The 26,017-nt window shown below is 68.3% G+C and carries 23 protein-coding genes; 13 read left to right on the top strand and 10 right to left on the bottom strand.

All coding sequences use genetic code 11. From position 1 onward, the window contains the following. Window positions 1-7: 7 nt before the first annotated feature. On the bottom strand, window positions 8-667 hold the full coding sequence (locus ACZ5IQ_RS22475; RefSeq protein WP_409431743.1) for a potassium channel family protein: 660 nt from the start codon (window positions 665-667) through the stop codon (window positions 8-10). A 102-nt stretch (window positions 668-769) separates the two neighbouring features. Between ACZ5IQ_RS22475 and ACZ5IQ_RS22470 the strand changes: the two genes are divergently transcribed. After that, entirely contained in the window at window positions 770-2,266 is a 1,497-nt protein-coding gene (locus ACZ5IQ_RS22470; protein WP_346414584.1) for a potassium/proton antiporter, read from the top strand. A gap of 83 nt (window positions 2,267-2,349) precedes the next feature. Here ACZ5IQ_RS22470 and ACZ5IQ_RS22465 read toward each other — a convergent pair whose 3' ends face one another. Then, window positions 2,350-2,640 carry a WhiB family transcriptional regulator gene (locus ACZ5IQ_RS22465; protein WP_029105464.1) on the bottom strand — a complete coding sequence of 97 codons (291 nt, stop codon included), beginning with the start codon at window positions 2,638-2,640 and terminating at the stop codon, window positions 2,350-2,352. A gap of 413 nt (window positions 2,641-3,053) precedes the next feature. On the opposite strand from ACZ5IQ_RS22465, the gene ACZ5IQ_RS22460 reads away from it, so the two are divergent. The 3 genes from ACZ5IQ_RS22460 (at window position 3,054) to ACZ5IQ_RS22450 (ending at window position 5,797) form a co-directional block, all read left to right on the top strand. Further along, entirely contained in the window at window positions 3,054-3,878 is an 825-nt protein-coding gene (locus tag ACZ5IQ_RS22460) for a hypothetical protein (protein WP_464480314.1), read from the top strand. 88 nt (window positions 3,879-3,966) lie between these two features. Beyond that, the gene (locus tag ACZ5IQ_RS22455; protein ID WP_138250355.1) at window positions 3,967-4,545 is read left to right on the top strand and encodes a sigma-70 family RNA polymerase sigma factor; all 579 of its coding nucleotides are present in this window, start codon (window positions 3,967-3,969) and stop codon (window positions 4,543-4,545) included. After that, entirely contained in the window at window positions 4,538-5,797 is a 1,260-nt protein-coding gene (locus ACZ5IQ_RS22450) for an anti-sigma-D factor RsdA (RefSeq protein ID WP_464480313.1), read from the top strand. Before ACZ5IQ_RS22455 ends, ACZ5IQ_RS22450 begins: the two co-directional genes overlap by 8 nt. Before the next feature lie 114 nt (window positions 5,798-5,911). Here ACZ5IQ_RS22450 and ACZ5IQ_RS22445 read toward each other — a convergent pair whose 3' ends face one another. Continuing rightward, complete coding sequence (locus ACZ5IQ_RS22445) at window positions 5,912-6,316, bottom strand: DUF5319 domain-containing protein (protein WP_020102483.1); 405 nt, start codon at window positions 6,314-6,316, stop codon at window positions 5,912-5,914. A 143-nt stretch (window positions 6,317-6,459) separates the two neighbouring features. On the opposite strand from ACZ5IQ_RS22445, the gene guaB reads away from it, so the two are divergent. The 3 genes from guaB to ACZ5IQ_RS22430 all read left to right on the top strand — a co-directional run bounded on the left by guaB (window position 6,460) and on the right by ACZ5IQ_RS22430 (window position 10,953). Further along, the gene (guaB, locus tag ACZ5IQ_RS22440; protein ID WP_133427623.1) at window positions 6,460-8,001 is read left to right on the top strand and encodes an IMP dehydrogenase; all 1,542 of its coding nucleotides are present in this window, start codon (window positions 6,460-6,462) and stop codon (window positions 7,999-8,001) included. Window positions 8,002-8,033: 32 nt separating this feature from the next. Continuing rightward, window positions 8,034-9,161 carry a GuaB3 family IMP dehydrogenase-related protein gene (locus ACZ5IQ_RS22435; RefSeq protein ID WP_346414607.1) on the top strand — a complete coding sequence of 376 codons (1,128 nt, stop codon included), beginning with the start codon at window positions 8,034-8,036 and terminating at the stop codon, window positions 9,159-9,161. Window positions 9,162-9,228: 67 nt separating this feature from the next. Next, window positions 9,229-10,953 (top strand): GMC family oxidoreductase N-terminal domain-containing protein, encoded by a 1,725-nt coding sequence (locus ACZ5IQ_RS22430; RefSeq protein ID WP_464480312.1) that lies wholly within the window; start codon window positions 9,229-9,231, stop codon window positions 10,951-10,953. Window positions 10,954-11,014: 61 nt separating this feature from the next. On the opposite strand, the gene ACZ5IQ_RS22425 is transcribed toward ACZ5IQ_RS22430, so the two are convergent. The 3 genes from ACZ5IQ_RS22425 to ACZ5IQ_RS22415 all read right to left on the bottom strand — a co-directional run bounded on the left by ACZ5IQ_RS22425 (window position 11,015) and on the right by ACZ5IQ_RS22415 (window position 15,054). Beyond that, complete coding sequence (locus tag ACZ5IQ_RS22425) at window positions 11,015-13,375, bottom strand: glycoside hydrolase family 65 protein (protein WP_464480311.1); 2,361 nt, start codon at window positions 13,373-13,375, stop codon at window positions 11,015-11,017. A gap of 7 nt (window positions 13,376-13,382) precedes the next feature. Further along, on the bottom strand, window positions 13,383-14,114 hold the full coding sequence (locus ACZ5IQ_RS22420; RefSeq protein WP_464480310.1) for a beta-phosphoglucomutase family hydrolase: 732 nt from the start codon (window positions 14,112-14,114) through the stop codon (window positions 13,383-13,385). A gap of 70 nt (window positions 14,115-14,184) precedes the next feature. Beyond that, entirely contained in the window at window positions 14,185-15,054 is an 870-nt protein-coding gene (locus ACZ5IQ_RS22415; RefSeq protein WP_464480309.1) for a TauD/TfdA dioxygenase family protein, read from the bottom strand. A 66-nt stretch (window positions 15,055-15,120) separates the two neighbouring features. Between ACZ5IQ_RS22415 and ACZ5IQ_RS22410 the strand changes: the two genes are divergently transcribed. Further along, window positions 15,121-15,678, top strand: coding sequence for a TetR/AcrR family transcriptional regulator (locus ACZ5IQ_RS22410; RefSeq protein ID WP_212806821.1), 558 nt, complete (start codon window positions 15,121-15,123; stop codon window positions 15,676-15,678). Between the two features lie 9 nt (window positions 15,679-15,687). Next, window positions 15,688-17,247, top strand: coding sequence for a glutamine-hydrolyzing GMP synthase (gene guaA, locus ACZ5IQ_RS22405; RefSeq protein WP_464480308.1), 1,560 nt, complete (start codon window positions 15,688-15,690; stop codon window positions 17,245-17,247). 24 nt (window positions 17,248-17,271) lie between these two features. Here the strand turns inward: guaA and ACZ5IQ_RS22400 are convergent, their stop codons facing one another. Genes ACZ5IQ_RS22400 through ACZ5IQ_RS22390 form a run of 3 tightly spaced genes read right to left on the bottom strand, consistent with a single transcriptional unit; the run spans window position 17,272 to window position 21,130 of the window. Beyond that, a complete protein-coding gene (locus ACZ5IQ_RS22400) occupies window positions 17,272-19,182 on the bottom strand; it encodes a zinc ribbon domain-containing protein (protein ID WP_464480307.1) in 1,911 nt (636 codons plus the stop codon). Next, complete coding sequence (locus ACZ5IQ_RS22395) at window positions 19,179-20,813, bottom strand: S53 family peptidase (RefSeq protein WP_318986504.1); 1,635 nt, start codon at window positions 20,811-20,813, stop codon at window positions 19,179-19,181. Before ACZ5IQ_RS22395 ends, ACZ5IQ_RS22400 begins: the two co-directional genes overlap by 4 nt. A gap of 59 nt (window positions 20,814-20,872) precedes the next feature. Further along, window positions 20,873-21,130 (bottom strand): hypothetical protein, encoded by a 258-nt coding sequence (locus tag ACZ5IQ_RS22390; RefSeq protein WP_212806817.1) that lies wholly within the window; start codon window positions 21,128-21,130, stop codon window positions 20,873-20,875. A gap of 210 nt (window positions 21,131-21,340) precedes the next feature. Between ACZ5IQ_RS22390 and ACZ5IQ_RS22385 the strand changes: the two genes are divergently transcribed. The 4 genes from ACZ5IQ_RS22385 to ACZ5IQ_RS22370 all read left to right on the top strand — a co-directional run bounded on the left by ACZ5IQ_RS22385 (window position 21,341) and on the right by ACZ5IQ_RS22370 (window position 24,778). Further along, complete coding sequence (locus ACZ5IQ_RS22385; protein ID WP_318986505.1) at window positions 21,341-22,036, top strand: hypothetical protein; 696 nt, start codon at window positions 21,341-21,343, stop codon at window positions 22,034-22,036. Window position 22,037: 1 nt separating this feature from the next. Beyond that, window positions 22,038-23,606, top strand: coding sequence for a DNA polymerase Y family protein (locus ACZ5IQ_RS22380; protein WP_464480306.1), 1,569 nt, complete (start codon window positions 22,038-22,040; stop codon window positions 23,604-23,606). A gap of 266 nt (window positions 23,607-23,872) precedes the next feature. Then, on the top strand, window positions 23,873-24,304 hold the full coding sequence (locus ACZ5IQ_RS22375) for a MarR family winged helix-turn-helix transcriptional regulator (RefSeq protein WP_318986507.1): 432 nt from the start codon (window positions 23,873-23,875) through the stop codon (window positions 24,302-24,304). 51 nt (window positions 24,305-24,355) lie between these two features. Beyond that, window positions 24,356-24,778, top strand: coding sequence for an organic hydroperoxide resistance protein (locus ACZ5IQ_RS22370; RefSeq protein WP_020102468.1), 423 nt, complete (start codon window positions 24,356-24,358; stop codon window positions 24,776-24,778). A 111-nt stretch (window positions 24,779-24,889) separates the two neighbouring features. On the opposite strand, the gene ACZ5IQ_RS22365 is transcribed toward ACZ5IQ_RS22370, so the two are convergent. Then, window positions 24,890-25,975, bottom strand: coding sequence for a nucleoside hydrolase (locus ACZ5IQ_RS22365; protein WP_464480305.1), 1,086 nt, complete (start codon window positions 25,973-25,975; stop codon window positions 24,890-24,892). Between the last annotated feature and the right edge of the window lie 42 nt (window positions 25,976-26,017).

Below are 26,017 nucleotides of genomic sequence, written 5' to 3'. Positions count from 1 at the left end.
CGCCGCTCTAAGCGCCGTGGATGAGGTCGCGGATGTCGCCGTCGACGGATTCGTCTGCGACGAAGAGCAATTCGTCGCCGTCCTCGAAACGATCTCCGGATTTGGGCACGATGATCCTGCTGCCGCGCTGCACCGTCACCAACAAGGTGTTCGGCGGCAGGGTCATCTCCCCGATGGTGCGTCCGATCAGCGGGCTGTCCGGCGGCAGCGTGAACTTCGTCAGGTTCGCGTGCCCCTGACGTAGTCCCATCAGCCGCACCAGGTGGCCGACGTCGATGGCACCCTCGACCCCGGCGGCCATCGCGTGGGGCGTGGACACCGCGACGTCCACACCCCAGTCCTCGGTGAACAACCACTCATTGGCGACGTTGTTCACGCGCGCGACCACGCGCGGCACGCTGAACTCGGTTTTGGCCAACAGCGCCATCGCGAGGTTCGCCTTGTCGTCACCCGTCGCGGCGATCACGACGTCGCACATCTCGACGCCACATTCCTCGAGCGAGGCCACCTCACAGGCATCGGCCCACAGCCAGTCGGCCTCGGGGACCGTGTGCGGCTCGTACTTGTGGATGTCGCGCTCGATCAGCAGGACCTTGTGCCCGTTGGCGACGAGTTCCTGCGCGACCGACCGGCCGACCGCGCCGGCGCCGGCGATCGCCACGCGCATGCCCCGGGTGCTCACGCAGTCATTGTCGCCTACCGCCGCCCGCAGCGAGTTCCCAGATACATAGATACATTTGCTTCGGCCGCACACCGGAATGGGGGATCGATGACGCTGGAGCAGCTGAACCGCGTGCTGCTCGTCGGGGCGCTGGTGCTGTTGGCGAGCATCGTCGCGACGCGACTCGCGACCCGCGTCGGCCTGCCCAGTCTGCTGCTGTTCCTCGGCCTCGGTGTGCTGGTCGGCGAAGACGGCATCGGGCTGCGGTTCGACGACGTCGCCCTGGTCCGGGACCTGGGGACCGCGGCGCTGGCGATCATCCTCATCGAGGGTGGTCTGACCACCAAGTTCAGCGACGTCCGCAAGAGTTTGGCGCCGGCGGCGGTGATGGCCACCCTCGGCGTGGCCGTCAGCACGGCCGTCACTGCGGCAGGCGCGCATCTGCTGTTGGGCATGGACTGGCAGCTGGCGCTACTGCTGGGCGCCATCGTCTCGTCGACAGACGCCGCCGCGGTGTTCTCCGTGCTGCGGGTGCTGCCGTTGCCCAGACGGCTGGCGGGTCTGCTGGAAGCCGAGTCCGGTCTGAACGACGCCCCCGCCGTCATCCTCGTCCTGATGTTCAGCGTGGTGCCGCTGGCCTTCCATCCGGGTCACGGGATGGTCGACCTGGTCTACGAGCTGGCGGTCGGGGCGGCGATCGGCCTGCTGTGCGGGTACCTCGGTGCCGTCACGCTGCGCCGGATCGCGCTGCCGGCGTCGGGGCTGTATCCGCTCGCCACGTTCGGGCTGGGCACGGTGGCCTTCGCGGCCTGTGGGGTCACGCACGCCAGCGGATTCCTCGCGGCCTACCTGACCGGTCTGGTGCTCGCGAATTCCGGGCTGCCGCACCGCGCGGCCACCCGGTCGTTCGCCGAGGGTCTGGGTTGGCTGGCCCAGATCGGGCTGTTCGTCCTGCTCGGCCTGTTGGTCACGCCCAGCCAGCTCGGTGACGACCTGGTGCCGGCCGTCGTCATCGGCCTGGTGCTGCTGCTGTTGGCCCGGCCGTTGTCGGTGGTGTTGTCGCTGATCGGCTTCCGGGTGCCCTGGCGGGAGCAGGCCTTCCTGTCGTGGGCCGGACTGCGCGGCGCTGTGCCGATCGTGCTGGCCACCTACCCGATCGTCACCGGAGTGCCGGACAGCCAGCGGCTGCTGAATATCGTGTTCGTGCTGGTGGTGGTGTTCACGCTCGTGCAGGGGCCGAGTCTGAAGCCGATCGCGCACCGGCTCGGACTGATCCGTCGCGATGTCACCCGGGAGATTCAGGTGGAAGCGGCGCCGCTGGACGTGCTCGACGCGGAGCTGTTGACGCTGACAGTGCTGCCGCAGTCGCGGCTGCACAACGTGACGGTGCTGGAACTGCGGCTGCCCGACCCGAGCGTGATCACTCTGATCATCCGCAAGGGCAATACCTTTGTGCCGCAGCCGGACACGCGCTTGGAAGCTGGTGACGAGCTGCTGATCGTCAGTACCAGCACCACCCGTGAGGCCACCGAGCGCAGACTGCGCGCGGTGAGCCGCCGCGGGAAACTTGCCTATTGGTTCGATGAATACGGTGAGCCGGACTGACGGCTGCGACTACTGCGCCGAAAACCGCATGCCAGCGAACGTTCGGGAACGCCTGCTGGGATGCGGTTTTCGGTGGAGATGGACTACGACGCGCGGCGAATGCCCCGCTTCAGCAACAGTTCGCGCTCGCCTTCGCTGAGCCCGCCCCAGATGCCATACGGTTCGCCGACGGCCAAGGCGTGCGACCGGCATTGAGTGATCACCGGGCAGGCCCGGCACATTTCCTTGGCGCGCATTTCGCGCTGGGCCCGAGCCCGGCCGCGCTCGCCATCGGGATGAAAGAACACCGCTGAGTCGACGCCACGGCAAACGCCGTGCATCTGCCAATCCCACATATCGGCGTTGGGTCCGGGAAGCTGCTGAGGCTGTGGCATTGGGAACGACTCCTCCCCGCGCATCCATTTTGGAAAGCTGTGGATACGCGTTGATCTGCAAATGACCCGAGAACTTGTCGCCGATGACAACTCGTGCACACAAAGTAGAAGGATTCGGCAAATTCCGTCAATAGCCACGCTCTGTGCGAAACCCCATAAGCGCAGGTCAAGAATTTACATCACGTTCATCTGCGCGATGCCTTGGAAACGAAACGAGTGGTGGCGATATTGTCGCAAGGTACCTGTTTCGGCAGTTCGCGACAGTTCGCCACGTTTGTCGATATGTGGCGGAATTGGAAGTCGTTGACATGTTGTTAACACGGCCAGCATTAATTATTAACCAAAGCTCTCGAACTCGCACGGCGAGAGAAGGCGGTCACGCGAAGGAGCGGCATTGATACCGTGCTGACTCGATGACCGCAACCGGTACCAGGACGGGCACTGTCGACCCGCCAGCCGTCCGTCTGTACGACGCCGCTTTTGGCAACGACCTGCCGTGTTGGCCGCTGCCCGCGGCGCACTCGGCCGGCGAACTGTGGCTGCGCGCCGTGGCCGCAGGCGGTCAGGGGCGATATGCCGTCGCCACCGCCGATCTCGACACCGTGGCGCGGCGTGGTCGCGGTCCGTTGCTGTCGCTGGCGCACAGCACCCGCGCGTCGTTTCTCCGGCAGCTCGGTTGGCATCGCCTCGCCCGGGTTGCCGACGGGCGGGCGTGGGCCTTGGTCGCCCATCGGCGCGACGCCGCAGAGGCGCGGGCCGACGCCCTCGTCGGGCTGGCCGCCGACGCCCTCGGGATCGGCCGCTTCGCGGTGGCGCAGCGGCTGCTCGAGCGGGCCGCGGTCGACACCGACAACAGTGGGGTACCGCGTCAGCGGGTTCGGCTGGCCTGGGTCAGCGCGGAGTTGGCCATGGTCAGCGGTCGTGGCGAGGATTCCGTCGCTCATGCCGAACGTGCGCGGGAGCTCGTCGCTGACCTCGGTTCGCCGCGCCACGCCGTGAAAACCGACGTCGTGTATTCGGCGGCGCTGTGCAGCGCCGGCCGGTTCGGCGAGTCCCGGCGCCTCGCCGACGCCGCGCTGGAACGCACGCAGCAGTTCGGGTTGGTGCCGCTGACCTGGGCATTGGGTTGTTTGTTGAGCGATATCGGGAGCGCCGGGCACAGCCCGGAAGCGATGGCAGAGCTCCGTGACACGGCGGCCGCCACGGTGCGCACACGCGGCGGCCGATGGGCGGGATGAATCTGGTAGCTCACACCAGTCATTACTGTTGTCCTGACATACCAACCACGGCACTGCCTCGTCCGTAACGCTGGAGATTGCGCCCACGATGACATTTTCGGGAGATGGTCTCGATGCTGTCGTTGCTGATGCAGTTGCCGGCAATCGCGACGCGCTCCGCAAGGTGCTGGAAACCATCCGCCCGATCGTCGTTCGGTACTGCCGTGCGCGCTTCGGGGTCGGCGAGCGACAGGGTGTTTCCGCAGACGATGTGGCTCAGGAGGTGTGTTTAGCTGTGATCACGGCGCTGCCGCGGTACAAGGACCAGGGACGGCCGTTCCTGGCTTTCGTGTACGGCATTGCCGCTCACAAGGTTGCTGACGCGCATCGTGCCGCCGGCCGCAACCGAGCTGAAGCCACCGACGATCTGCCGGACCGCCCCTCGACCGAGCTGGGCCCGGAACAGTTGGCCATCGACGCCGACTCGGCGGCCCGGATGAACCGCTTGCTGTCCGTGTTGCCCGAGAAGCAGCGCGAAATCCTGATCCTGCGCGTCGTCGTCGGCATGAGTGCCGAGGAGACCGCGGAGGCCGTCGGCAGCACCGCCGGCGCGGTCCGCGTCGCGCAGCACCGCGCGTTGGCGCGGTTGAAGACCGAGATCGGTTCGACGGAGCGCGGCCATGCCTGACTCCGGACAATGGTCGCCGGGCGGCGGCGACCCCTCGCTCAACGAGATTCGACGCGTCGACCGCTTCTTCGACGCGCTCGCCGCAGACCAACACGCCTACTCGACGGATTCCACGGAAGCCGAGCTGGCGTTCCTGCTCGCCGACTGGCGCGACAGCATCCGCGAACCCGCGGTGACGACGCCCGTCACGGCCCGCGACGCGGTCGCCGCCCTGCAGAACGGGTTGCACCGCAAGGAATCTCGGACATCACTGACCATCGTCGGCTCGGTCGCGGCCGCGCTGCTGTGCCTCGGTGGCTTCGGCACCGCGATCTACGCCGCCGGGCCCGACTCGTCGCTGTACGGCTTGCACACGGCGATGTTCGGCAGCGACAAGGCCAGCCGCGACGACCAGGTGATGCTGGCCGCGCAGACCGAGATGCAGCAAGTGCAGCAGCTGATCGACAACGGCCAGTGGCAGCAGGCGCAGGAGAAGCTCCAGGCGCTGAGCCCGACCGTGCAGAGCGTCGACGCCCCGGAGCACAAGCAGCAGCTGATCCAGCAGTGGAATGCCTTGACCTACAAGGTGGTTGAGCAGGACCCCGCCGCGACGCTGCCGCCGCCGGGCGAGCCGATGCCGGTCCTGCCGTCGTCGCCGCTGACCCTGTTGCCGGTGCCGGTCGTGGAGACGACGTCGTCGTCGACCTCGTCGTCCAGCACGTCGACGACCACATCGTCGTCCACGTCGGCCACCTCGACCGACGCGTCCGCGACGTCGACCAGTGCGTCGACCTCGCCCTCGGAGCCGACGAGCACGTCGGCCTCTTCGAGCGCGACGTCGCCGACCGAGACGACCAGTTCTCCGTCGCCGAGCAGCTCGACCGTCACCTCGTCTTCGGTTTCGACGGCCACCTCGGTGCCGTCGAGCGCGACGGCGACGGGGACGTCGCCTGCCACGGTGCCCTCGAGCGAGCCCGTCGTCACCAATCAGCCCACGGCGACGGCCACGCAGTCGGCCACGGTCGCACCGTCGACTGTGGCATCGCCGACGCAGAACCCGGCGCCCGCGCAGACGGTCACCACCGTCGCCCCGACTGTCACAGTGCCCTCGGTGACCACACCTGCACCGACAGTCCCGGCAGTACAGCCCACCGTGGCGCCCTCAACCAGGGAAGTGCAGCCGGAGCCGACGCGCGAGCGGTCAGTCGTGACGACGACGCAGGCACCGTCAGGGTCGGGATCGGGATCCGGATCGGGCCACGGGCAGCACTGACGTCATGCGGCGGCTGTTGACCCTCTAATGGGGGTGCTGCCTACTCGGCATTTTTCGCCCTCAGCGGAACATCAACGCAGCCAGACGTGACATCCAGCACGTCAACAGAAAAAATCAGCGGTAGCCGTCGTGCTCGGAGGTCGCCTCATTGAGCGACGCATCCGCATAACCGCGGCAGTAGTCCCACGTCACGTAGGCATCAGGCTCGGGATCGTAGGCCGGCTCGTGGGGGCGGACGGTGCCGTCGACCAGCAGCTGCAGCAGGTTCGCCCGCAGCATGTCCCAGTCGTGGTAATGGTCCTGCTGACACTCGTCGCAACAGACGACGAGGCCGCGAATGCCCTTGTGCGCCAACAGTGTTTCGTACACTGCCAGATCAGCGAGATCGGCCTCGACGGCCATGCGTTCCTGCGGGTCCAGGGGTTGTCCGGGCTCCAGCGCATCCAGAACGGCCGACGGGTCCATGGGATCGTCGGCGAACGGGTCGGGTGGCAAGCCCGGCGGCAGGTGGTCACGCACAGGTCCACCCTACTTATCACCCCCGACCATGCGCCAGCCGTTACCCCGGCGAGCCGCCACCGAGTGGAGTTCGTTGCAGGCAGTCTGGGCCGATAGGATGGCTTTTTAGTTCCACGACTGTGTCTGCCCTGGAGGCCCCACCCATGTCGATCGCTGAAAGCAGCGTTCCCATCTCCGTTCCGGTGCCGACCGGCGGTGACGATCCGACCAAGGTCGCGATGCTCGGGCTGACCTTCGACGACGTCCTTCTGCTGCCCGCGGCGTCCGACATCATCCCGGCGACTGCCGATACGTCCTCCCAGTTGACGCGCAACATCCGGCTCCGGGTGCCGCTGGTCAGCTCGGCGATGGACACCGTCACCGAATCGCGGATGGCCATCGCGATGGCCCGTGCCGGCGGTATGGGCGTGCTGCACCGCAATCTGCCGCTGAGCGAGCAGGCCGCGCAGGTCGAGACCGTCAAACGGTCCGAGGCCGGCATGGTCACCGACCCCGTCACCTGCTCGCCGAGCAACACCCTGGCCGAGGTCGACGCCATGTGCGCCCGGTTCCGGATCTCCGGCCTGCCGGTTGTGGACACGTCGGGGCAGCTCGTCGGCATCATCACGAACCGCGACATGCGCTTCGAGGTCGACCAGGACAAGGCCGTCGCCGAGGTCATGACCAAGGCTCCGCTGATCACCGCCCAGGAGGGCGTCTCGGCCGAGGCCGCCCTGGGCCTGCTGCGCCGGCACAAGATCGAGAAGCTGCCCATCGTCGACGGCCACGGCAAGCTCACCGGGCTGATCACCGTCAAGGACTTCGTCAAGACCGAGCAGTTCCCGCTGGCCACCAAGGACAGCGACGGCCGCCTGCTGGTCGGGGCCGCGGTCGGCGTCGGTGACGACGCCTGGACCCGCGCCATGACGCTGGCCGACGCCGGCGTCGACGTTCTGATCGTCGACACCGCGCACGCCCACAACCGCGGCGTGCTGGACATGGTCGCCCGCCTCAAGAAGGCCGTCGGCGAGAAGATCGAGGTCGTGGGCGGAAACGTCGCCACCCGGTCCGCCGCCGCCGCGCTGTGCGAGGCCGGCGCCGACGCCGTCAAGGTGGGTGTCGGGCCCGGCTCCATCTGCACCACCCGCGTCATCGCGGGTGTCGGCGCCCCGCAGATCACCGCCATCCTGGAGGCGACGGCCGCGTGCCGCCCCTACGGCGTGCCGGTCATCGCCGACGGCGGCCTGCAGTACTCGGGCGACATCGCCAAGGCGCTGGCCGCCGGCGCGTCGACCGCCATGCTCGGCTCGCTGCTGGCCGGTACGGCCGAATCGCCGGGTGAGCTGATCTTCGTCAACGGCAAGCAGTTCAAGAGCTACCGCGGCATGGGCTCGCTCGGCGCCATGCAGGGTCGCGGTCAGGGCAAGTCCTACTCCAAGGACCGCTACTTCCAGGACGACGTGCTGTCCGAGGACAAGCTGGTGCCCGAGGGCATCGAGGGCCGGGTGCCGTTCCGCGGTCCGCTGTCCACCGTCATTCACCAGCTCACCGGCGGTCTGCGGGCTGCCATGGGCTACACCGGTTCGGCCACCATCGAGCAACTGCAGCAGGCGCAGTTCGTGCAGATCACCGCGGCGGGCTTGAAGGAAAGCCACCCGCACGACATCACGATGACCGTCGAAGCACCGAACTATTCCTCGCGCTAACTGACAGGGAAGTCAAAGAACACATGCGTGACATGGTCGAAATCGGCATGGGCCGGACCGCTCGTCGTACCTACGAACTGGACGACATCAACATCGTGCCGTCGCGGCGCACCCGCTCCAGCCAGGACGTTTCCACGGCCTGGCAGCTGGACGCCTACCGGTTCGAGATCCCGGTCCTGGCGCACCCGACCGACTCGCTGGTGTCGCCCGAATTCGCCATCGAGATGGGCCGCCTCGGCGGCCTCGGTGTGCTCAACGGTGAGGGCCTGATCGGCCGGCACCGCGACGTCGAGGACAAGCTCGCCCAGGTGGTCGAGCTGGCGGCCAAGGAAGACGATCCGTCGGCGGCCGTTCGGCTGCTGCAGCAGCTTCACGCGGCGCCGCTGGACCCGGAGCTGCTCGGCGCCGCCGTGGCACGTGTGCGTGAAGCCGGCGTCACCACCGCGGTGCGGGTCAGCCCGCAGAACGCCCAGGCCCTGACGCCGACGCTGGTGGCGGCCGGCATCGACCTGCTGGTCATCCAGGGCACCATCATCTCGGCCGAGCGGGTGGCGCAGGACGGTGAGCCGCTCAACCTCAAGACCTTCATCTCCGAGCTGGACGTGCCCGTCGTCGCCGGTGGCGTGCTCGACCACCGCACCGCGCTGCACCTCATGCGCACCGGCGCGGCCGGCGTCATCGTCGGCTACGGCTCCACCTACGGCGCGACGACCAGCGACGAGGTCCTGGGCATCAGCGTGCCCATGGCCACCGCGATCGCCGACGCCGCCGCCGCGCGGCGCGAGTACCTCGACGAGACCGGCGGCCGCTACGTGCATGTGCTGGCCGACGGCGACATCCACACCTCGGGTGACCTGGCCAAGGCCATCGCCTGCGGCGCCGACGCGGTCCTGCTGGGCACCCCGTTGGCCGCCGCTGCCGAAGCGCCTGGTGAGGGCTGGTTCTGGCCGGCTGCCGCGGCGCACCCGTCGCTGCCGCGCGGCGCGCTGCTGCAGGTCGCACTGGGTGAGCGTCCGTCGCTCGACCAGGTTCTCAACGGCCCGTCCGACGACCCGTTCGGCTCGGTCAACCTGGTCGGTGGCCTGCGCCGGTCGATGGCCAAGGCCGGGTACTGCGACCTCAAGGAGTTCCAGAAGGTAGGCCTCACCGTCGGTAGCTAGTACCGGCGGTAGCGAGTTAGGTTTACCTTGGTAGCTGGTTACCGAGCGGTAGGTCCATACTTCTGCCATGGAGCCTGACTACGACGTCTTGATCATCGGCTCGGGTTTCGGAGGCAGCGTCAGCGCCCTCCGGCTCACCGAGAAGGGTTACCGCGTTGGAGTGTTGGAAGCCGGCCCCCGGTATTCCGACGCCGACTTCGCAAAGACCTCGTGGGACCTGCGAAAGTTCTTGTGGGCCCCCAAGTTCGGCATGTACGGCATCCAGCGGATCCATCTGCTACGCAACGTGATGATCCTGGCGGGCGCGGGTGTCGGCGGTGGTTCGCTGAACTACGCCAACACCCTCTACATCCCGCCGGACCCGTTCTTCAACGACCCGCAGTGGAAGAACATCACCGACTGGCGCGCCGAACTGATGCCGCACTACGAGCAGGCGCAGCGCATGCTCGGTGTCGTCAAGAACCCGACGTTCACCGACGCGGACAAGATCATCAAAGAGGTCGCCGAGGACATGGGCTGCGCCGACACCTTCGTCGCGACGCCCGTCGGTGTGTTCTTCGGACCGGACGGTGAGAAGACCCCGGGCAAGACGGTGCCCGACCCGTACTTCGGCGGGGCCGGCCCGGCCCGCACCGGCTGCATCGAGTGCGGCGAGTGTATGACGGGCTGCCGGCACGGCGCCAAGAACACTCTGGTGAAGAACTACCTGGGCCTGGCGGAAAAGGCTGGCGCACAAGTACATCCGCTCACCACGGTCACCAGCTTCGAGCAGCGCGGCGACGGCCTGTGGGAGGTGTCGACCCGACGCACCAACGGCAAGGTGCGGCGCGGCAAGCGGACCTTCACCGCCAAGTACCTCATCGTCGCGGCCGGCACGTACAACACCCAGAAGCTGCTGTTCAAGGTGCGCGACACCGGAAAGCTGACCAAGCTGTCGGACAAGCTCGGCGTGCTGACCCGGACCAACTCCGAGTCGATCGTGGGTGCCCAGACCCGCGAAGTGCCCACGGGCATGGATCTGACGCACGGCGTGGCCATCACGTCGTCGATCCACCCGACGCCCGACACCCACATCGAACCCGTGCGGTACGGCAAGGGCTCCAACGCCATGGGCATGCTGCAGACGCTCATGACGGACGGCGCCGGCCCGCAGGGCACCGACGTGCCGCGGTGGAAGCAGTTCCTGGACCAGGCCGGCGAGGACCCGCGTGAGCTGATCCGGCTGCTCAACCCCAAGCGGTGGAGCGAGCGCACCGTGATCGCGCTGGTGATGCAGCACCTCGACAACTCGATCACCACATTCACCAAGCGCGGGCCCGGTGGCATCCGGATCATGTCGTCCAAGCAGGGCCACGGCGAGCCCAACCCGACCTGGATCCCGGTCGGCAACGAGGCGACGCGGCGGATGGCCGAGAAGGTCGGCGGCATCGCCGGCGGCACGTGGGGCGAGCTGTTCAACATCCCACTGACCGCGCATTTCCTGGGCGGCGCGGCGATCGGCGACAGTGCCCAGACGGGCGTCATCGACCCCTACCACCGCGTCTACAACTACCCGACGCTGTTCGTCACCGACGGTGCCGCGATTTCCGCGAATCTCGGTGTGAACCCGTCACTTTCGATCGCGGCGCAGGCCGAGCGCGCGGCGTCGCTGTGGCCGAACAAAGGGCAGGACGACGCGCGGCCGGCACAAGGAGAGCCCTACCGGCGCATCGAACCGATCGCGCCGGACCGTCCCGTCGTCCCGGCCGATGCCCCCGGCGCGCTGCGCCGGCTGCCGATCACCCCGGTCTAGTAGGGATTTGTGCACGATTTTCCGCGCTGACCGCGGAAAATCGTGCACAAATCCCTCGGGGTCAGACGGTGTGCAGCCGCCGGTGTGTGGGCGCCCGGCCCGGCGGTTGCGGCGGCGGGGGCAGTAGCGACTGCCGCCGCTTGACGTCGACGACGGTCGGCTCGCGCGTACTCAGCGTGAGGTCGGATCCGGCGTGCCGGATTTCCAGGGTGGAGTCGGGCCCGTCGCGCAGGGTGTACGTCACCTCGTTGTGCGTCGCGTCGACGGTGATCCGAAACTCCCTCCACCGCAACCGAAATCGGAGCCGGGACAGACTGTCCGGCAGCTGCGGGTCGAGCGCGAGGATGCCTTCATCGTCGCGCAGGCCCCCGAAACCGGCGACCAGCGCGATCCAGGCGCCGGCCAGGGATGCCATGTGCAGCCCGTCGCGGGTGTTGTGGTGCAGATCGCGGAGGTCGATCAAGGCCGCCTCGTAGGCATAGTCGTGCGCCAGTTCCAGGTGGCCGACCTCGGCGCACATCACCGCCTGCGTGCACGCCGACAGCGAGGAATCCCGGACCGTGCGCCGCTCGTAATAGTCGACGTTGTGCGCCTTCTGCTGAGCGGTGAAGGCGTGCCCTTGCCACTGCATGGCCAGCACCAGGTCGGCCTGCTTGATCACCTGCGCCGGATACAGCCGTACGTACGGGTAGTGAAGGAACAGGGGATAAGCGCTGTCGGGCGTGAACTTCCATTCCGCGAAGGTGGTGAAGCCCTCGCACTGCGGATGCACGGCGAGTTCGTCGTCGTACGGGATATGTGCGGCGGCTGCGGCGTCGCGCCAGGCGGCCGTCTCCTCGTTGGTCACGCCCATGGCATAGGCATTGTCGGGGTGCCGCGTGCACGCGTCGGCGGCGACGCGCAGATTGTGTGCCGCCATCAGATTGGTGAAGACGTTGTCGCGCACCATCGCGGTGTACTCGTCGGGGCCGGTGACGCCGTCGAGATGCCAGACGCCGTGCCGGTCGTGGTGTCCCAACGACATCCACAACCGTGCCGTCTCCACCAGCACGTTCAGGCCGCAGTCGACTTCCAGGGATTGGTCACCGGTGGCGTTGCGGTAGCGCTCGAACGCCATCGCGATGTCGGCGTTGACGTGCCACGCCGCGGTGCCCGCCGGCCAGTACGCCGAGCACTCGGGTCCGGATATGGTGCGCCACGGGAAGCTCGCGCCGCGTAAACCCAGTTCCGCCGCACGGCTTTTCGCCAATCCCAGGATCGAAGCACGCCAGCGCAGGGCGTCGGCGACGGTATGCGGTTTCGTGTAGGTGAGCACCGGCAGCACGAAACCTTCGGTGTCCCAGAAAGAGTGACCGTCATAGCCGGTTCCGGTCAGCCCCTTCCCGGCGATACCGCGGCATTCCGCGCGCGCACTGGCCTGCAGTACGTGGAACAACCCGAACCGCACGGCCTGCTGACAGTCGGGGTCACCGTCGACTTCGACGTCGGCGCTGTCCCAGAAATCGTCGAGATAGGCGCGTTGCAGATCCAGCAGACCCTGCCACCCGCTGTAGTGCGCGCCGGCCAGCGCACCGGCGACCTGATCGCGCAGCGCGGGCCGTGACCGCAGGCTCGACCAGCCGTACGCCAGATACTTCACGATGCGCAGTTGCTGACCCGGTCGCAGACCGCAGATCACGGTGGTACGCGCCAGATCTGGGCGGGCGTCGGTGCTCACCTCGACACGGCCCGGGACCTCGATCTCGTGGTCCATCGCAGCGGCCATCATCAGGCCACTGCGCTTGGTCTGGTGGATCAGCAGGCCGCTGTGTTGGTTGTGTTCGTGGTGTATCGCCTGCAGGGGATTGGCAAGGGCCGCCGCGACGCGGGGGTCCGACGAGGTCTGCGGCTGGTCCTCGTTGGCAACCAACTCCGATTGCACTGTGACGCGGGCGAATTCGTCGATGGCCTCGACGATGTATTCGATGGCCGCGACGCTGCGCTGGGCCAGCGAGACCAGCCGAACCGACTTGACGCGCACCTGTTTTCCGGCCGGTGACCGCCAGTGCACGGTGCGCGAGAGGGTGCCGGCGCGCAGATCCAGAATTCGCTCGTGGTCGAGGAGTTCGCCGTACCGGACGTCGAAGGGCTCGTCGTCGACCAGTAGGCGGATGATCTTGCCGTTGGTGACGTCGACGATGGTCTCGCCGCCCTGGGGATAGCCGAATCCGCTTTCGGCGTACGGCAGCGGCCGGGTTTCGTAGAACGAGTTGAGATAGGTGCCGGGCAGCCCGTGCGGTTCCCCTTCGTCGAGATTTCCGCGAAAGCCGATGTGTCCGTTGGACAATGCGAACACCGACTCCGACTGCGCCAACAGCTCGAGGTCCAGTTGGGTCTCGCGGACCTGCCATGGCTCGACGGGAAATGAGTCCTGAGTGATCATCGTCGGCCTACAGCAGCTCGGCCAGGTCGCGGACCACGACGTCTGCGCCGCTGTCGCGTAGCTGCGCGGCTTGATCGGCTCTGTCCACTCCGACGACGTACCCGAATCTGCCGTTTCGGCCCGCCGCGACACCGGCCAGCGCGTCTTCGAAGACGGCGGCCGCCGCCGGTTCGACGCCCAGCAGTTGTGCGGCCCGCAGGAACGAATCCGGTGCCGGTTTACCCGCGATGTGCTCGTCCCGCAGGGTCACGCCGTCGACCCGCTGTTGGACGAACCGCGACAGTCGGGTCGCGTCGAGCACCTGACGGGTGTTGGCGCTCGACGACACGACCGCGATGCCGAGTCCGGCAGCGGCGACCGCCTCCAGATACTTCCGGGATCCGCTGAACGCCTCGATGCCGTCGTCGTGCAGCACCTGCTGGAACATCTCGTTCTTGCGGTTCCCGAGTCCGGCGACGGTCTCGGCGCCGGGCGGGTCGTCAGGGTCGCCCTCGGGAAGGTCGACGCCGCGGCTGCGCAGAAATGAGCGGACGCCGTCCTGGCGCGGCTTGCCGTCGACGTACTGCAGGTAGTCGTGACTGTCGAACGGGACGAACGGTTCGCCGTCACGTTCGGCGCGGTGCCGCAGATAGTCGTCGAACATCGCCTTCCAGGCCTTCTTGTGCACGCTCGCGGTGTCGGTCAGGACGCCGTCGAGGTCGAACAGGCAGGCGTGCACGGCGTCGGGGAGACCCAGCATGGTTGCTCTTTCGGTCGGGAGCGGTTCTGCTGTGTCCTTTCCCGCTTTTCGGCCCGGTTATTCGTCGTCGCTATGCCGCGCTGATCACGCGGCTGGGCGTTCCGTGGATGTCGACCGGGACGTCGCCGGTCAGGGTGACGCGGTGCATCAGCCGGTGCTGGCCGTCGTAGTCGTCGACGGCGCGGTGCTGGGTGGCCCGGTTGTCCCACATCGCGACGTCGCCGGGCTGCCAGTTCCAGCGAACGGTGTTCTCTGTCATGGTGATTCGTCGCTGCAGCAGTTCCAGCAGGGCGGCCGACTCGTAGCTGTCCAGGCCGACGAAGCCGCGGACGAACTGGCCGGCCACGAGGGCGCGTTCCCCGGTCTCGGGGTGGACCCGCACCACCGGGTGCTCGGTGCGGAAGTCGGGCTTCTGGAATTCGGCCTGGTAGCCCTTCTGCTCGTCGGTGAGGTGGGTTGTGTCCACGGTGACGTCCTTGAGGTAGCCGAACCGGTTGGAGTGCACGGCCCGCAGGTTCTCCGCCAGCGCCTTGAGTGGGGCGGGCAGCGCCTCGTAGGCCGCGACGGTGGAGGCCCACAGGGTGGAACCGCCGTAGGTCGGCAGGGTGACGGCGCGGAGCACCGATGCCGAGGGGTAGTCGGGCATGAACGTCACGTCGGTGTGCCAGCGGTTGGCCTTGCCGTACTCCGAGTCGATCGGGGTGATCTTCGGTGCGTCGGCGCGCTTCATCGAGTGATGGCCGACCAAGTCACCCATCAGTTCCCCGAAGGCCTGCTGTTGCGCGTCGTCGAGGTGGTCCTGACCGCGGAAGAAGATGACCTTGTGCTCCAGCAGCGCGGCGCGAATCCCGGCGATGGTGTCGGGGGAGAGGTCACCGCCCAGTCGCACGCCGTCGATGACGGCACCGATCTTGCTGGTCAGTTTCGTGGCGTTGAGCATGACGTTCCTTTCAGCCGAGGCGACTGTAGTCAATTGACTACAGCACGTGGGCGCTAGTGTAGCCGCATGACTACAGGCGTGCCAGTGGGCCGGGACGAGGTCGTCGCGGCCGTCCTCGAGGCCGCATCGGAGCTGTTCGCCGCGCGCGGTCCCGCCGCCACGTCGATCCGGGACATCGCCGCGAAGTCGAACGTCAACCACGGTCTGGTGTTCCGGCACCTCGGCTCCAAGGACCAGCTGGTCGGAGCGGTGCTGGACCATCTGGGGCAACGGCTCAAGGGCCTGATCGACACCGATGCACCGGCCGACGTGATCGACGCGGCAGTCGACCGACAGCTCCGGGTGATCGCCCGGGCCGCGCTCGACGGCTACCCGGTCGGGGAGTTGCAGACCACATTTCCCAACATGGCGCGCCTGCTCGACGAATTCCTGCCCCGGTACGCCGACGAGAATCAGGCCCGGCTCGCGGTGGGCAACATCATCGCGCTGCAACTCGGCTGGCGACTGCTGGGGCCATTCCTGCGGCCCGCGCTGGGGCTCGGCGAGATGACCGATGACGACGTCCGCGCCGCCGTGGGCGCCGCAGCCGAGCGGTTGGCAGAGCCGCCGGCTGCCCACCACTAGACTGGGCGGGTGCAAACACCAGCTTCACAGCCCGTTCTGGTCATCGACTTCGGTGCGCAGTACGCGCAGCTGATCGCCCGCCGGGTCCGCGAGGCTCGGGTGTTCTCCGAGGTGCTGCCGCATACCGCGACGGTCGAGGACATCAAGGCCAAGAACCCGCAGGCCATCGTGCTGTCCGGGGGGCCGTCCAGCGTCTACGAAGACGGCGCGCCGCAACTCGACGCGGCGATCTTCGACCTCGGGGTTCCGGTGTTCGGCATCTGCTACGGGTTCCAGGCCATGGCGCAGGCGCTCGGCGGCACCGTGGCGCACACCGGCACCAGTGAATACGGCCGGACCGAGCTGAAAGTCTCCGGCGGAGAACTGCATTCGGGTTTGCCGGGCACGCAGCCGGTGTGGATGAGCCACGGCGACGCGGTCACCGCGGCGCCCGCCGGATTCGACGTCGTGGCCAGCAGCCCCGGCGCCCCGGTCGCCGCCTTCGAGGACCGGGCCCGCAAGCTGGCCGGTGTCCAGTACCACCCCGAGGTGATGCACTCGCCGCACGGCCAGCAGGTGCTCAGCCGGTTCCTGCACGACTTCGCCGGCATCGGCGCGACCTGGACCGCGGCCAACATCGCCGACCAGCTGGTCGAGCAGGTGCGCGAGCAGATCGGCGACGGCCAGGCCATCTGCGGCCTGTCGGGCGGCGTCGACTCGGCGGTCGCGGCCGCGCTGGTGCAGCGCGCCATCGGCGACCGACTGACCTGTGTGTTCGTCGACCACGGCCTGCTGCGCGCGGGGGAGCGTGAGCAGGTCGAACGCGACTTCGTCGCCGCGACCGGTGCCAAGCTCGTCACCGTCGACGAAGCCGACCGCTTCCTCGACGCCCTGTCGGGTGTGACCAACCCCGAAGGCAAGCGCAAGATCATCGGCCGCGAGTTCATCCGGGCCTTCGAGGGCGCGGTGCGCGACGCCCTGGGATCGAGCGAGTCCGAGATCGAATTCCTGGTGCAGGGCACGCTCTACCCGGACGTCGTGGAATCGGGCGGTGGCACCGGTACGGCCAACATCAAGAGCCACCACAACGTCGGCGGTCTGCCCGAGGACCTCAAGTTCAAACTCGTCGAGCCGCTGCGGCTGCTGTTCAAGGACGAGGTGCGCGCCGTCGGCCGCGAGCTCGGCCTGCCCGAGGAAATCGTTGGGCGCCAACCGTTCCCGGGCCCGGGTCTGGGTATCCGGATCGTCGGCGAGGTGACGGGCTCCCGGCTGGACACGCTGCGCCGCGCCGACTCGATCGCCCGCGAGGAGCTCACCGCGGCCGGTCAGGACCAGAGCATCTGGCAGTGCCCCGTGGTGCTGCTCGCCGACGTGCGCTCGGTCGGTGTGCAGGGCGACGGGCGGACCTACGGACATCCGATCGTGCTGCGCCCGGTGTCCAGTGAGGACGCCATGACCGCCGACTGGACCCGCGTGCCTTACGAAGTGCTGGAACGTATTTCGACTCGCATCACCAACGAGGTGCCCGAGGTGAACCGCGTGGTGCTGGACATCACCAGCAAGCCGCCGGGCACCATCGAGTGGGAGTGATCCCCCTCCGCTGACGGGTGCGGCTCAGCGCGCCGGGTCGCCCCGCCACGCGAAGCTGTTGACGTACTGGCCCATGTCCAGGGCCAGCTGCAGGCCGACCGCGGACGGTTTCCCGGAACCGAAGTCGGGACCGAAACGGTGGTACGGACCCGAGGCCGCGGCGATCAGTGCCAGGTCGTTCTTGACGGCGACGAGCACCAGCAGCCGCATCCGGGAGTACTGGCGGCTCGCGCCCTGCGGATACCAGTCGGCGACGACGCCGTAGCCCGTCTGGTAGCCGACCATGGCGTTCGGAATCTCGTACGCGGTCTTGGCATCCGGATAGGTCGACTTGACCAGTTCGGCCGCAATGTCTTTCGGCTGGCGTCCGGTCGCGGGCCGGCTGAACAGCTGCAGCATCCCGCCATCGCCGGCGAGCAGTTTGGCCAGTACGCCGTGGTCGTCCTTGGTCACTTCGTACGCCGATCCGGTCGCCGGGTAGGCGACGCTGAACGAGCCGTCGGGTGCGGTGAACCGGGGGTTGATGGTCACCGGCTGGCCCATGGGCGGATGGCCGCATTCCGGCGGGCACACGTACCGCACGGCCGGCTTCTCCAGAAGTCCGGACACCCCGACCAGGAGCGCGGCCACCACCACGGCGGCGAGGACGAAAACCAGTGCCACCTGAACGCGTTTCGTGGTCCGGGTCGGCGTCGTCGCGTAGGCGGGGGCGTGCAGCGAGTAGCCGGGGAGGAGCCCCACCGTCATGCTGTCGGCGGGCGCCGGGCGGTCGGTGCGCTGGCTGTGCCGTGCGGCCCGTGACGATGCCCGGGTGGCGGCACCGCACGCGGCGCAGAACGGGGCGTCGGGCACCACGTGGCCGCACTGGGTGCACAGCAGCGGTTCGTCCATGTTGTAGTCGTCGTGAGCCTCGTGCAGCAGCGCCAGGTGCAGTCCGATGCGCAACGCCAGCAGCGCCACGAGGGTGAGCGCGAAATACATTGCCAGCTGGACGAACTGGGGCAGCTGGACGGCATCGATCAGGCCGAGCAGGGCATAGACCACGGCGACGGTGACCGCGATCAGGGTCAGTGTCAGCCGGACGTAGCCGCGATGTTGGTGCGCCTTGTTCGGTGGCCGGGTGAACCACAGCGCCGCACCGATCAGGCCGCCGACGGTCGCGGCGATGATGGGAGTGGCCAGGCCGCGGATACCGGCTTCGACCAACAGGCCTTGCAGCGGGCGGTCGCGGTTGACCATGCCGGTGCCGAACTGCGGGGCCAGTCGGGTCAGAGTTGCCGCCGCGGTGAAATAGATGGCGGCGTGGGCGCCGATGGCGTAGCCGTGCAAGGCTTCTCGATGGCCGGGCCGGACCAGGCGGATCACCAGTGTGGGCACCTGCATCAGCAGGAGGCCACCGAGCGTGGCGCCGAGGCCGGTGCGCAGCATGCGGGCCGCCGCGATGCCCGCCCCGAGCGGGATGCCGTACGACCGGGCGGCCACCGCTCCGGTGAGCAGCGCCCACCCGACGCCCAGGGCGACGGCGAGACCGGCGGTCAGCCAGAGGTTGCCGCGCGGTGCGTCCTGGTTGAATTCGGATTCCCGGAGATAGATTCCGAAGATCACGGGCAGCCCGAGGACGGCGACGGCGACGAGCGCGCCGGGCAGGCGGAGCATCGCGGTGGCGACCAGGGCGAGCACCAGGGCGACGAGCCCGAGCATGAACGACGTGCGCGACCGCGGGGACAGGTGCGGGAACAGCGAGCTGGTGATCGACAGGCGAAGCAGATGCTGGCCGGGTGCGGCGCTGAACGACCGCGCCCGCAGCCAGTGCGGTCCGTCGTGGCGGTGTTCGCTCAGCGGCGCGCCGCACAGCCCGCAGTACTCGCCGGCCGGGACGTCCAGCTGGCAGACCTCGCACTCCATCATCGGCCGGTCTTCGAGCTGGGTGCTCATTGCGTCACCTTCTGCAGCAGCAACAGGTTTTCCGCCAGGTTCTCCACGTTCGGGGTGCCGAGCCCGCTGACCAGGTCGTAGCCTGGGCCCGCCGTGTCAACGGCGTTGCCGCCCAAGGTGATATCGCGGAATGCCGGTCGCGGGGCGCCGGTGGCGATCCGATACAGCAACGGGTTGAGCGCACCGATGGGCCGTCCACCGTTGGCGGTGAGGTATTGCGTCATGACGGCCGTCAGCCCGGCCCAGATCGGCGCGGACTGTGAGGTGCCGCCACCGACGACCACCTCCTTGTCCACCACGATCCGCACGCCGGTGTAGGGATCGGCGACGGCCGAGATGTCCGGCGTCATGCGCTTGCCGGCGCTGCGTTTCGGGTCGACCTGGTTCGCAGCGGCCGCCTGCCAGCGTGGCTGGTCGAACAGTGCGGAGACCCCGCCACCGGTGCCCTGGGAGAGCGGGACGTTGAACCAGGCCTGTTCGTCCACCCACCTGCCCTCGGCATCGGTGGACAGGGTGCTGCCGCCGACGTTGGTCATCTCGGGCAGCGACGCCACCGAATCCAGCCCGATGTCGGCCGGGCCGGGAGGGGAGTCCCAGTCGTCGCCGCCCTTGCATTCCAGTCCGGCCAGGTCGCCGCTGGCGTCAAATGCGGTGGTGCCGTGCGCTTCTGCGGCGGCCAACGCTGAGCGGACGGGTGCGAGGTCGGCCGCGGTGGTCAGTTTGTCGCAGCCCCAGCCGATCGACAGGCTCCAGATCGCGCCGGGGAAATCGCGATCGGTCCGCTCGAACATCTCGCCGATCTTCACGTAGGCGCCGTCGCCGGTGACCGTGGGACGGGCGTTGACCACGACCAGCCGGGCGTCGGGGGCGATGGCATGGATCACCTCGAGGTCCATGGTGGTCTCGCCGCGCTCGTCGCCGGGCTGCCCGCCGATGAGGGTCGGGGTGAACTTGGGTAGACCGAAGGTGGTGGAGAACTGGTCCAGGTCGGCTTGGTCGTAACCGTTGAAGGCGAAGACCACCACCGTGGTGCCCTTGCCGGTGTGGCCGGCTGCGCTCAACTTGTCGGCGTGGTAGGCGCTGAGCAGGTGGCTCGGGGTGAGGCCGCGTTCCGGGACACCCTGCGGCGGGTCCTGCGGTGCCGAATCGTGGTGCGGGGTGTAGCTGAGGATCCGGCCCAATTCGGCGACCGTGCCTTGTAGTTCGGTGGGGAGCTGGGGTTGCTGCGGCGCGGCGTAGAACTCCTGTCCACGCCGGCCGCGATAGTCGTGCACCTCGACGCCGAAGGCGGCGCCCATCCGGTCGGGGTCGCCTTCGACGACGGCCCAGTTGTCACCGGGGCGCCAGCGCACCGAAAGGCGTTGCAGCTCAGCCCAATTGATCAGCGCATCCGGTCGGTGGTTCGCATCGAGCGTGGCGGTGAGCTGGACGCGCTGCGGATGAGCGGGCCCGAGATCGGTCGAGGAGGCAAGCAGCGACGCGAAGGGACCGTCGATGGTGTCCGACGGCTGATCTGACGCAGTGGTCGGCCGGCCCGGGGTGGGCAGGTTGACGACCACCAGCGTCAGTGTGGCGGCAAGCGCCAGGGCAACCAGCCATCGCCGGGGTGGTGTCCGATTCGGCGATGGCATGTACCAACGGTAGCGCGAACCCGGATTCTGCTGGGCCGGTAGGCAACCCGGGTTGGTTGTCAGTTGCGGTGCGTGCCCGGTGTGGCGGTGGGCGCCGGGTTGGCGGTGACCGACGGGGTGAACAGGTTGCCGCCGTTCGGGCTGAGCGACTTCTCGGTCGGGGTGACCGCCGATGTGGTCGTGGTCGTGGTGGTGGTCGACGGCGCCTCGGGGGTCTTCTTCTCCTCGCCACAGCCGGCGGTGAGGCCGATCATCGCGATGAGTGCGGTGCCTCCCGCTGCGGCGGCGACGCGGTGGACCAGACGATTCGAACGCATGATGCATGCCCTTCCACTAGCGCAGCGGTCCACCAAGCCCCGAGCGGGATTTCCGGACCTATTCCAGTTATGAGCGTACAGGTCGGAACGCCGAGATGACGGCGTTGTGTGTCGTCGGCGGCTTGACCGTGTCGGTGGGTGGGTGTTTACTCACGGTATCGAACAAATATTCGAATATTGACAGTGTCTGATGGTGCGGGAGGTGTTGTTGTGGCGGCTGTGACCAGTCTGGCGAATAGCCGGATTGACCGCGCTGACCAGCTGGAACAGCTCCGGCGCAAGATCGCCGAGATGTCGGGACCGGCAGGTTTGCGCGGCCGGGACCGGGGACGGCCCGAGCCGGCCCCGAAGGTTGCCGAAAGTTTGCTGGAACCGTCGGATCTGCAGTCTGAGCTGCTGCCTGACGTGTTGCCCCGCGGCACGGTCGCGGTGCTCTCGGGGGCCCGCTCGCTGCCGTTGCGAATGGTGGCAGCGGTGACGGCGGCCGGCGGGTATGCGGCCATCGTCGGTCAGCCCAAGGTCGGGCTGCTGGCCGCGGTGGAGATGGGGGCCGACCTGGAACGCATCGCGCTCATCCCGGACCCGGGGCCGGACCCGGTGGAGGTGGCCGCGGTGCTCATGGACGGGCTCGACCTGGTGCTGCTCGGGCTGGGTGGCAAGTCCGTCCCGGCCGGCCGGGCGCGGGTGGTGGCGTCCCGGGCCCGGCAGCGCGAGTGCACCCTGCTGGTCACCGACGGCGACTGGCCCGGGGCGACGGCCCGGCTGGAGGCCAGGGTCCGCGGGTACGAGGTGGTCGGAGCGGGCGACGGGGATCCGGTGCCGGGGTGCGGGCGGATCGGCCGGGTGCGGCTGGACACGCGCGCCCGCGGCCGCTCGATGCGTCCGCTTCGAGCGGTGGGTGGCTGAGATGTCGCGGGTGTTGGCCATCTGGTGCATGGACTGGCCTGCGGTGGCGGCGGCGGTGGCGGCCGGGCTGCCGGTGACCGAGCCGGTGGCGGTCACTCTGGCGAACCGGGTGGCGGCCTGTTCGGCGTCGGCTCGGGCATCGGGCGTCCGAAGGGGGTTGCGGCGCAGGGAAGCTCAGGCACGCTGTCCGCAATTGCACGTCGCCACCGCCGATCCGGCGCGGGACGCCCGTCACTTCGAGGGCGTGACGGCCGCGGTCGACGAGGTCGTGCCGCGCGCAGAGGTCCTGCGGCCGGGGCTGCTGGTATTGCCGGTGCGTGGCGCGGCCCGGTATTTCGGGTCGGAGCAGACCGCGGCTGAACGATTGGTCGACGCGGTGGGTGCGGCCGGGGTCGAATGCCAGGTGGGCATCGCCGACCAGCTGCCCACGGCGGTCTTCGCGGCCCGGGCAGGGCGCATCCTCGCGCCGGGTGAGGATGCGCAGTTTCTCGCCGAATTGTCCATCCGGCAGTTGGCCACCGAACCGAGCCTGTCCGGTGAGGGCCGGGAAGAACTGGCGGACTTGTTGTGGCGCATGGGTATCCGAACCATCGGGCAGTTCGCCGCGCTGTCGCGGACCGACGTGGCGTCCCGGTTCGGTACCGATGCCGTGGTCGCGCACCGGTTTTCGCGGGGTGAACCGGCGCGCCGCCCGTCGGGGCCGGAGACGCCGGCGGACCTCGACGCCGTGATGGACTGCGACCCGCCGATCGACCGGGTGGACGCGGCGGCATTCGCCGGACGCTCGCTGGCAAGCCAGTTGCACCGCAGCCTGGAGTCCGCCGGGGTGGGGTGCACCCGGCTGGCCATCGATGCGGTGACCGCCAACGGTGAGGAACTGCAACGGGTTTGGCGGTGTGCCGAGCCGCTGACGGAGGACGCCACCGCGGACCGGGTGCGGTGGCAGCTGGACGGTTGGCTGACCAGGCGGGGACTGGGCGGCGCCGGGCCCACCGGACCCATCACGGTGTTGCGGCTGCATCCGGTCGAGGTCGTCTCGGCCGCGGCATTGCAGTTGCCGTTGTGGGGATCTTCCGGAGATGACGACCGGATGCGCGCCCGGCGGGCGCTGGTGCGGGTCCAGGGTCTGCTCGGGCCGGAGGCGGTGCAGGTGCCGGTGCTCAGTGGTGGGCGGGGGCCGGCCGAGCGCATCACGCTCACGCCGCTGGGTGATGAGGTGGTGCCGTTGAATGATCCGGCCCAGCCGTGGCCCGGGCGCCTGCCGGAGCCGGCTCCGGTGGTCCTGCTGGATGACCCGGTGGAACTTGTTGACGTACGCGGTGATTCGGTTCGGGTGACGGACCGGGGCATGTTCTCCACCGATCCGGTGGGGCTGACGGGTTCGGGTTACCGCGGGGCGTTGCGCTGGTGGGCGGGGCCGTGGCCGGTCGACGAACGCTGGTGGGATCCGGAGCGGGGGAAGGGCCGCACGGCCCGGGTTCAGGTGCTGCTCGGAGATGAAGGGGAGAGCCGTGCGCTGCTCCTCTGCTATCGACAGCGGCGGTGGTATGTGGAGGGGGTTTATGAATAGGCCGGCGCTGTAGTTCGAACCGTGGAGTTCCTGGGCGGGGCGGCACCCAATGGTTGCCCCATCGCTTCCTATGACGAATGTGCAGGTTTCGTTCGACATTTCGCAGATTCACCGTCCGAAACTGCACATTCGCCGTAGCACCCCTCGGGGATGGGCGGACTGTGGCACCGCCGGAAGTACCCGAACCAGCGACATCTTCGAGGCCTGCCGGCAGCACGAGAAAATTATGGTTGTGCACAACTAAATTGTGGGCTACAGTTCTTCACGTGGACGCACTCACCTTGGACCGTCAGCTCTGCTTCGCCTTGTACTCGGCGTCGCGGGCGATGACGGCGGCCTACCGGCCGATCCTGACCGAGCTGAACCTCACCTATCCGCAGTACCTCGTGCTGCTGGTGCTGTGGGAAGAGGATCGGGTCACGGTCGGGCGCCTGGGTGAGCGACTGCAGCTGGATTCGGGGACTCTCTCACCGCTACTGAAACGCTTGGAAGCCAATGGATTCATCCGTCGTGAACGGTCGTTGCAGGACGAGCGTCAGGTCGAGGTGACCCTCACCCCGGCCGGCCGCAAGCTCGAGGGAAAGGCCCAGTGCATCCCCGAGAAGCTGGGCGCCCAGACCGGCATCACCGAGCAGGAAGCCGCGGATCTGCGCGACGCGATTCACCGATTGACCGATGCGCTCACCGCATCGCATTGATTTACCGACGCAACCCGCGTCACCGGTACCAACCACCACAAGGAGATCGACATGAAGACGCTGTACACCGCCGAAGCCCTGGCCACCGGCGAAGGTCGCGACGGCCACGGCCGCACTTCCGACGGCAAGCTGGACCTGGATCTGGCCATCCCGAAGGAGATGGGTGGCAGCGGCAACGGCACCAACCCCGAGCAGCTTTTCGCCATCGGCTACGCCGCCTGCTACCACTCGGCGCTGCGCCTGGTGGCCCGCGAAGCCAAGGCTGATGTCACCGATTCGTCTGTGGGAGCGCGGGTTTCGCTCGGCCAGCTGGACAACGGCGGATTCGGCCTGGCGGTCGAGCTGGAGATCACCCTGCCCAACCTGGAGCACGACGCTGCGCAGGAGCTGGCGGACAAGGCCCACCAGGTCTGCCCCTACTCCAACGCCACCCGCGGCAACATCGACGTCAAGATCACCGTCACCGACGACTGAGCTCCCGCCGCGAGCTGGGGGCACCTCCCGCTTGCGGGGGAACGTAAACCTGTCGAATTCCGTTCGGAAAAGACAGTTTTGCGCCTGCTCGCGGAGTCGTCGGAACACCCCTCACAACTTGGATGCGAAGGCCCCGACGCGCTCGATGAACCGATCGAAGAACGCCACCGGGTCGACCTCGATGCCGATGTGGGCATTGGGCTGGCGTCCCCAGTGTCCGCGCCAGTCGGCGACCGTCATGCCGCGCGTCAACGTGCCCAGCAGTTCCACGTCGACCGTCGCCTGCTGGTACCGGACGATGTCCGGGTCGAGCGCCACCGCCGCCGCGAGCGGGTCGTGCAGGTGCGCCAGGTAGCCCTCGCCCTGGTCGAAATGGAACTCGAAGTAGAACCGCATGGCGTCTTCCAGCACCCGGATCAGCGGGTTGGATGACGTCGACCGTGTCCCGCGATCGTCCAGCACACTCATCGGCGACGACGGTCCGCCCGCTGCGGTAGCCAGCCGGCTCAACAGCGACGGTGTCATCGCGACGTTCTCGGTCAGGTTGAGCCCCAGCACTATTGGCAGATGCGTCGGGTCCTCCAGACCCCAGGCCGCGCCCCAGACCGAGAACACCTCGGCGGCGGCCTCCGGGTCGACGCTGATGTTCCATTCGGACACCGGCGTGGTGTTGCCCCGGTAGTCGAAGGCGCCGCCCATGATCACCAGGCGTCGCAGCAACCGAGGGAGCGACGGCTCCTGCCGCAGCGCCAGCGCGAAGTTGGTCAGCGGGCCGGTGACGAGACCGATCAACTCGCCGGGGTACTCGCGTGCGGCCTGGATCCAGGCCTCGGCGGCGTCGTACTCGGTGAGCACGCCGCCGATTTCGGACTCGGCGTCGGGCTCAGGAAGTTCCGCATAACCGAGTCCCTGCGGGCCGTGGGTGTCCTCGGCGGTGCGCAACGGCGCGACCAGCGGGACGCTCGAGCCCCTGGACACCGGGATGGGGCCGACGCCGCACATCTGAAGCAGCCCCAGATTGTTGACGCATACCTGGTCGACCGGGACGTTGCCCGCGGTGGACGCGATGCCCACCAGCTCGGCATCGGCACTGGCCAGCAGGTAGGCCAGTGCCATCGCGTCGTCTACGCCGGTGTCGACGTCGGCAAAAACCGGCTGCACCCTGGTCTGTCCGACGGGTAGTAGGCCCCCTGTCATGTCGCCAACCCTAAAGGGCCGCGGGGGAACGGGCAGTCCGAT

The organism is Mycobacterium toneyamaense (assembly GCF_055384815.1).
This window is presented reverse-complemented; position numbering and strand designations above follow the sequence as displayed.

Excerpts from the sequence above, each read along its gene's own strand:
- ACZ5IQ_RS22475 (WP_409431743.1), bottom strand. The coding sequence starts at position 667 with ATGCGCGTGGCGATCGCCGGCGCCGGCGCGGTCGGCCGGTCGGTCGCG.
- ACZ5IQ_RS22470 (WP_346414584.1), top strand. The coding sequence starts at position 770 with ATGACGCTGGAGCAGCTGAACCGCGTGCTGCTCGTCGGGGCGCTGGTG.
- ACZ5IQ_RS22465 (WP_029105464.1), bottom strand. The coding sequence starts at position 2,640 with ATGCCACAGCCTCAGCAGCTTCCCGGACCCAACGCCGATATGTGGGAT.
- ACZ5IQ_RS22460 (WP_464480314.1), top strand. The coding sequence starts at position 3,054 with ATGACCGCAACCGGTACCAGGACGGGCACTGTCGACCCGCCAGCCGTC.
- ACZ5IQ_RS22455 (WP_138250355.1), top strand. The coding sequence starts at position 3,967 with ATGACATTTTCGGGAGATGGTCTCGATGCTGTCGTTGCTGATGCAGTT.
- ACZ5IQ_RS22450 (WP_464480313.1), top strand. The coding sequence starts at position 4,538 with ATGCCTGACTCCGGACAATGGTCGCCGGGCGGCGGCGACCCCTCGCTC.
- guaB (WP_133427623.1), top strand. The coding sequence starts at position 6,460 with ATGTCGATCGCTGAAAGCAGCGTTCCCATCTCCGTTCCGGTGCCGACC.
- ACZ5IQ_RS22435 (WP_346414607.1), top strand. The coding sequence starts at position 8,034 with ATGGTCGAAATCGGCATGGGCCGGACCGCTCGTCGTACCTACGAACTG.
- ACZ5IQ_RS22430 (WP_464480312.1), top strand. The coding sequence starts at position 9,229 with ATGGAGCCTGACTACGACGTCTTGATCATCGGCTCGGGTTTCGGAGGC.
- ACZ5IQ_RS22425 (WP_464480311.1), bottom strand. The coding sequence starts at position 13,375 with ATGATCACTCAGGACTCATTTCCCGTCGAGCCATGGCAGGTCCGCGAG.
- ACZ5IQ_RS22420 (WP_464480310.1), bottom strand. The coding sequence starts at position 14,114 with ATGCTGGGTCTCCCCGACGCCGTGCACGCCTGCCTGTTCGACCTCGAC.
- ACZ5IQ_RS22415 (WP_464480309.1), bottom strand. The coding sequence starts at position 15,054 with ATGCTCAACGCCACGAAACTGACCAGCAAGATCGGTGCCGTCATCGAC.
- ACZ5IQ_RS22410 (WP_212806821.1), top strand. The coding sequence starts at position 15,121 with ATGACTACAGGCGTGCCAGTGGGCCGGGACGAGGTCGTCGCGGCCGTC.
- ACZ5IQ_RS22400 (WP_464480307.1), bottom strand. The coding sequence starts at position 19,182 with ATGAGCACCCAGCTCGAAGACCGGCCGATGATGGAGTGCGAGGTCTGC.
- ACZ5IQ_RS22395 (WP_318986504.1), bottom strand. The coding sequence starts at position 20,813 with ATGCCATCGCCGAATCGGACACCACCCCGGCGATGGCTGGTTGCCCTG.
- ACZ5IQ_RS22390 (WP_212806817.1), bottom strand. The coding sequence starts at position 21,130 with ATGCGTTCGAATCGTCTGGTCCACCGCGTCGCCGCCGCAGCGGGAGGC.
- ACZ5IQ_RS22380 (WP_464480306.1), top strand. The coding sequence starts at position 22,038 with ATGTCGCGGGTGTTGGCCATCTGGTGCATGGACTGGCCTGCGGTGGCG.
- ACZ5IQ_RS22370 (WP_020102468.1), top strand. The coding sequence starts at position 24,356 with ATGAAGACGCTGTACACCGCCGAAGCCCTGGCCACCGGCGAAGGTCGC.
- ACZ5IQ_RS22365 (WP_464480305.1), bottom strand. The coding sequence starts at position 25,975 with ATGACAGGGGGCCTACTACCCGTCGGACAGACCAGGGTGCAGCCGGTT.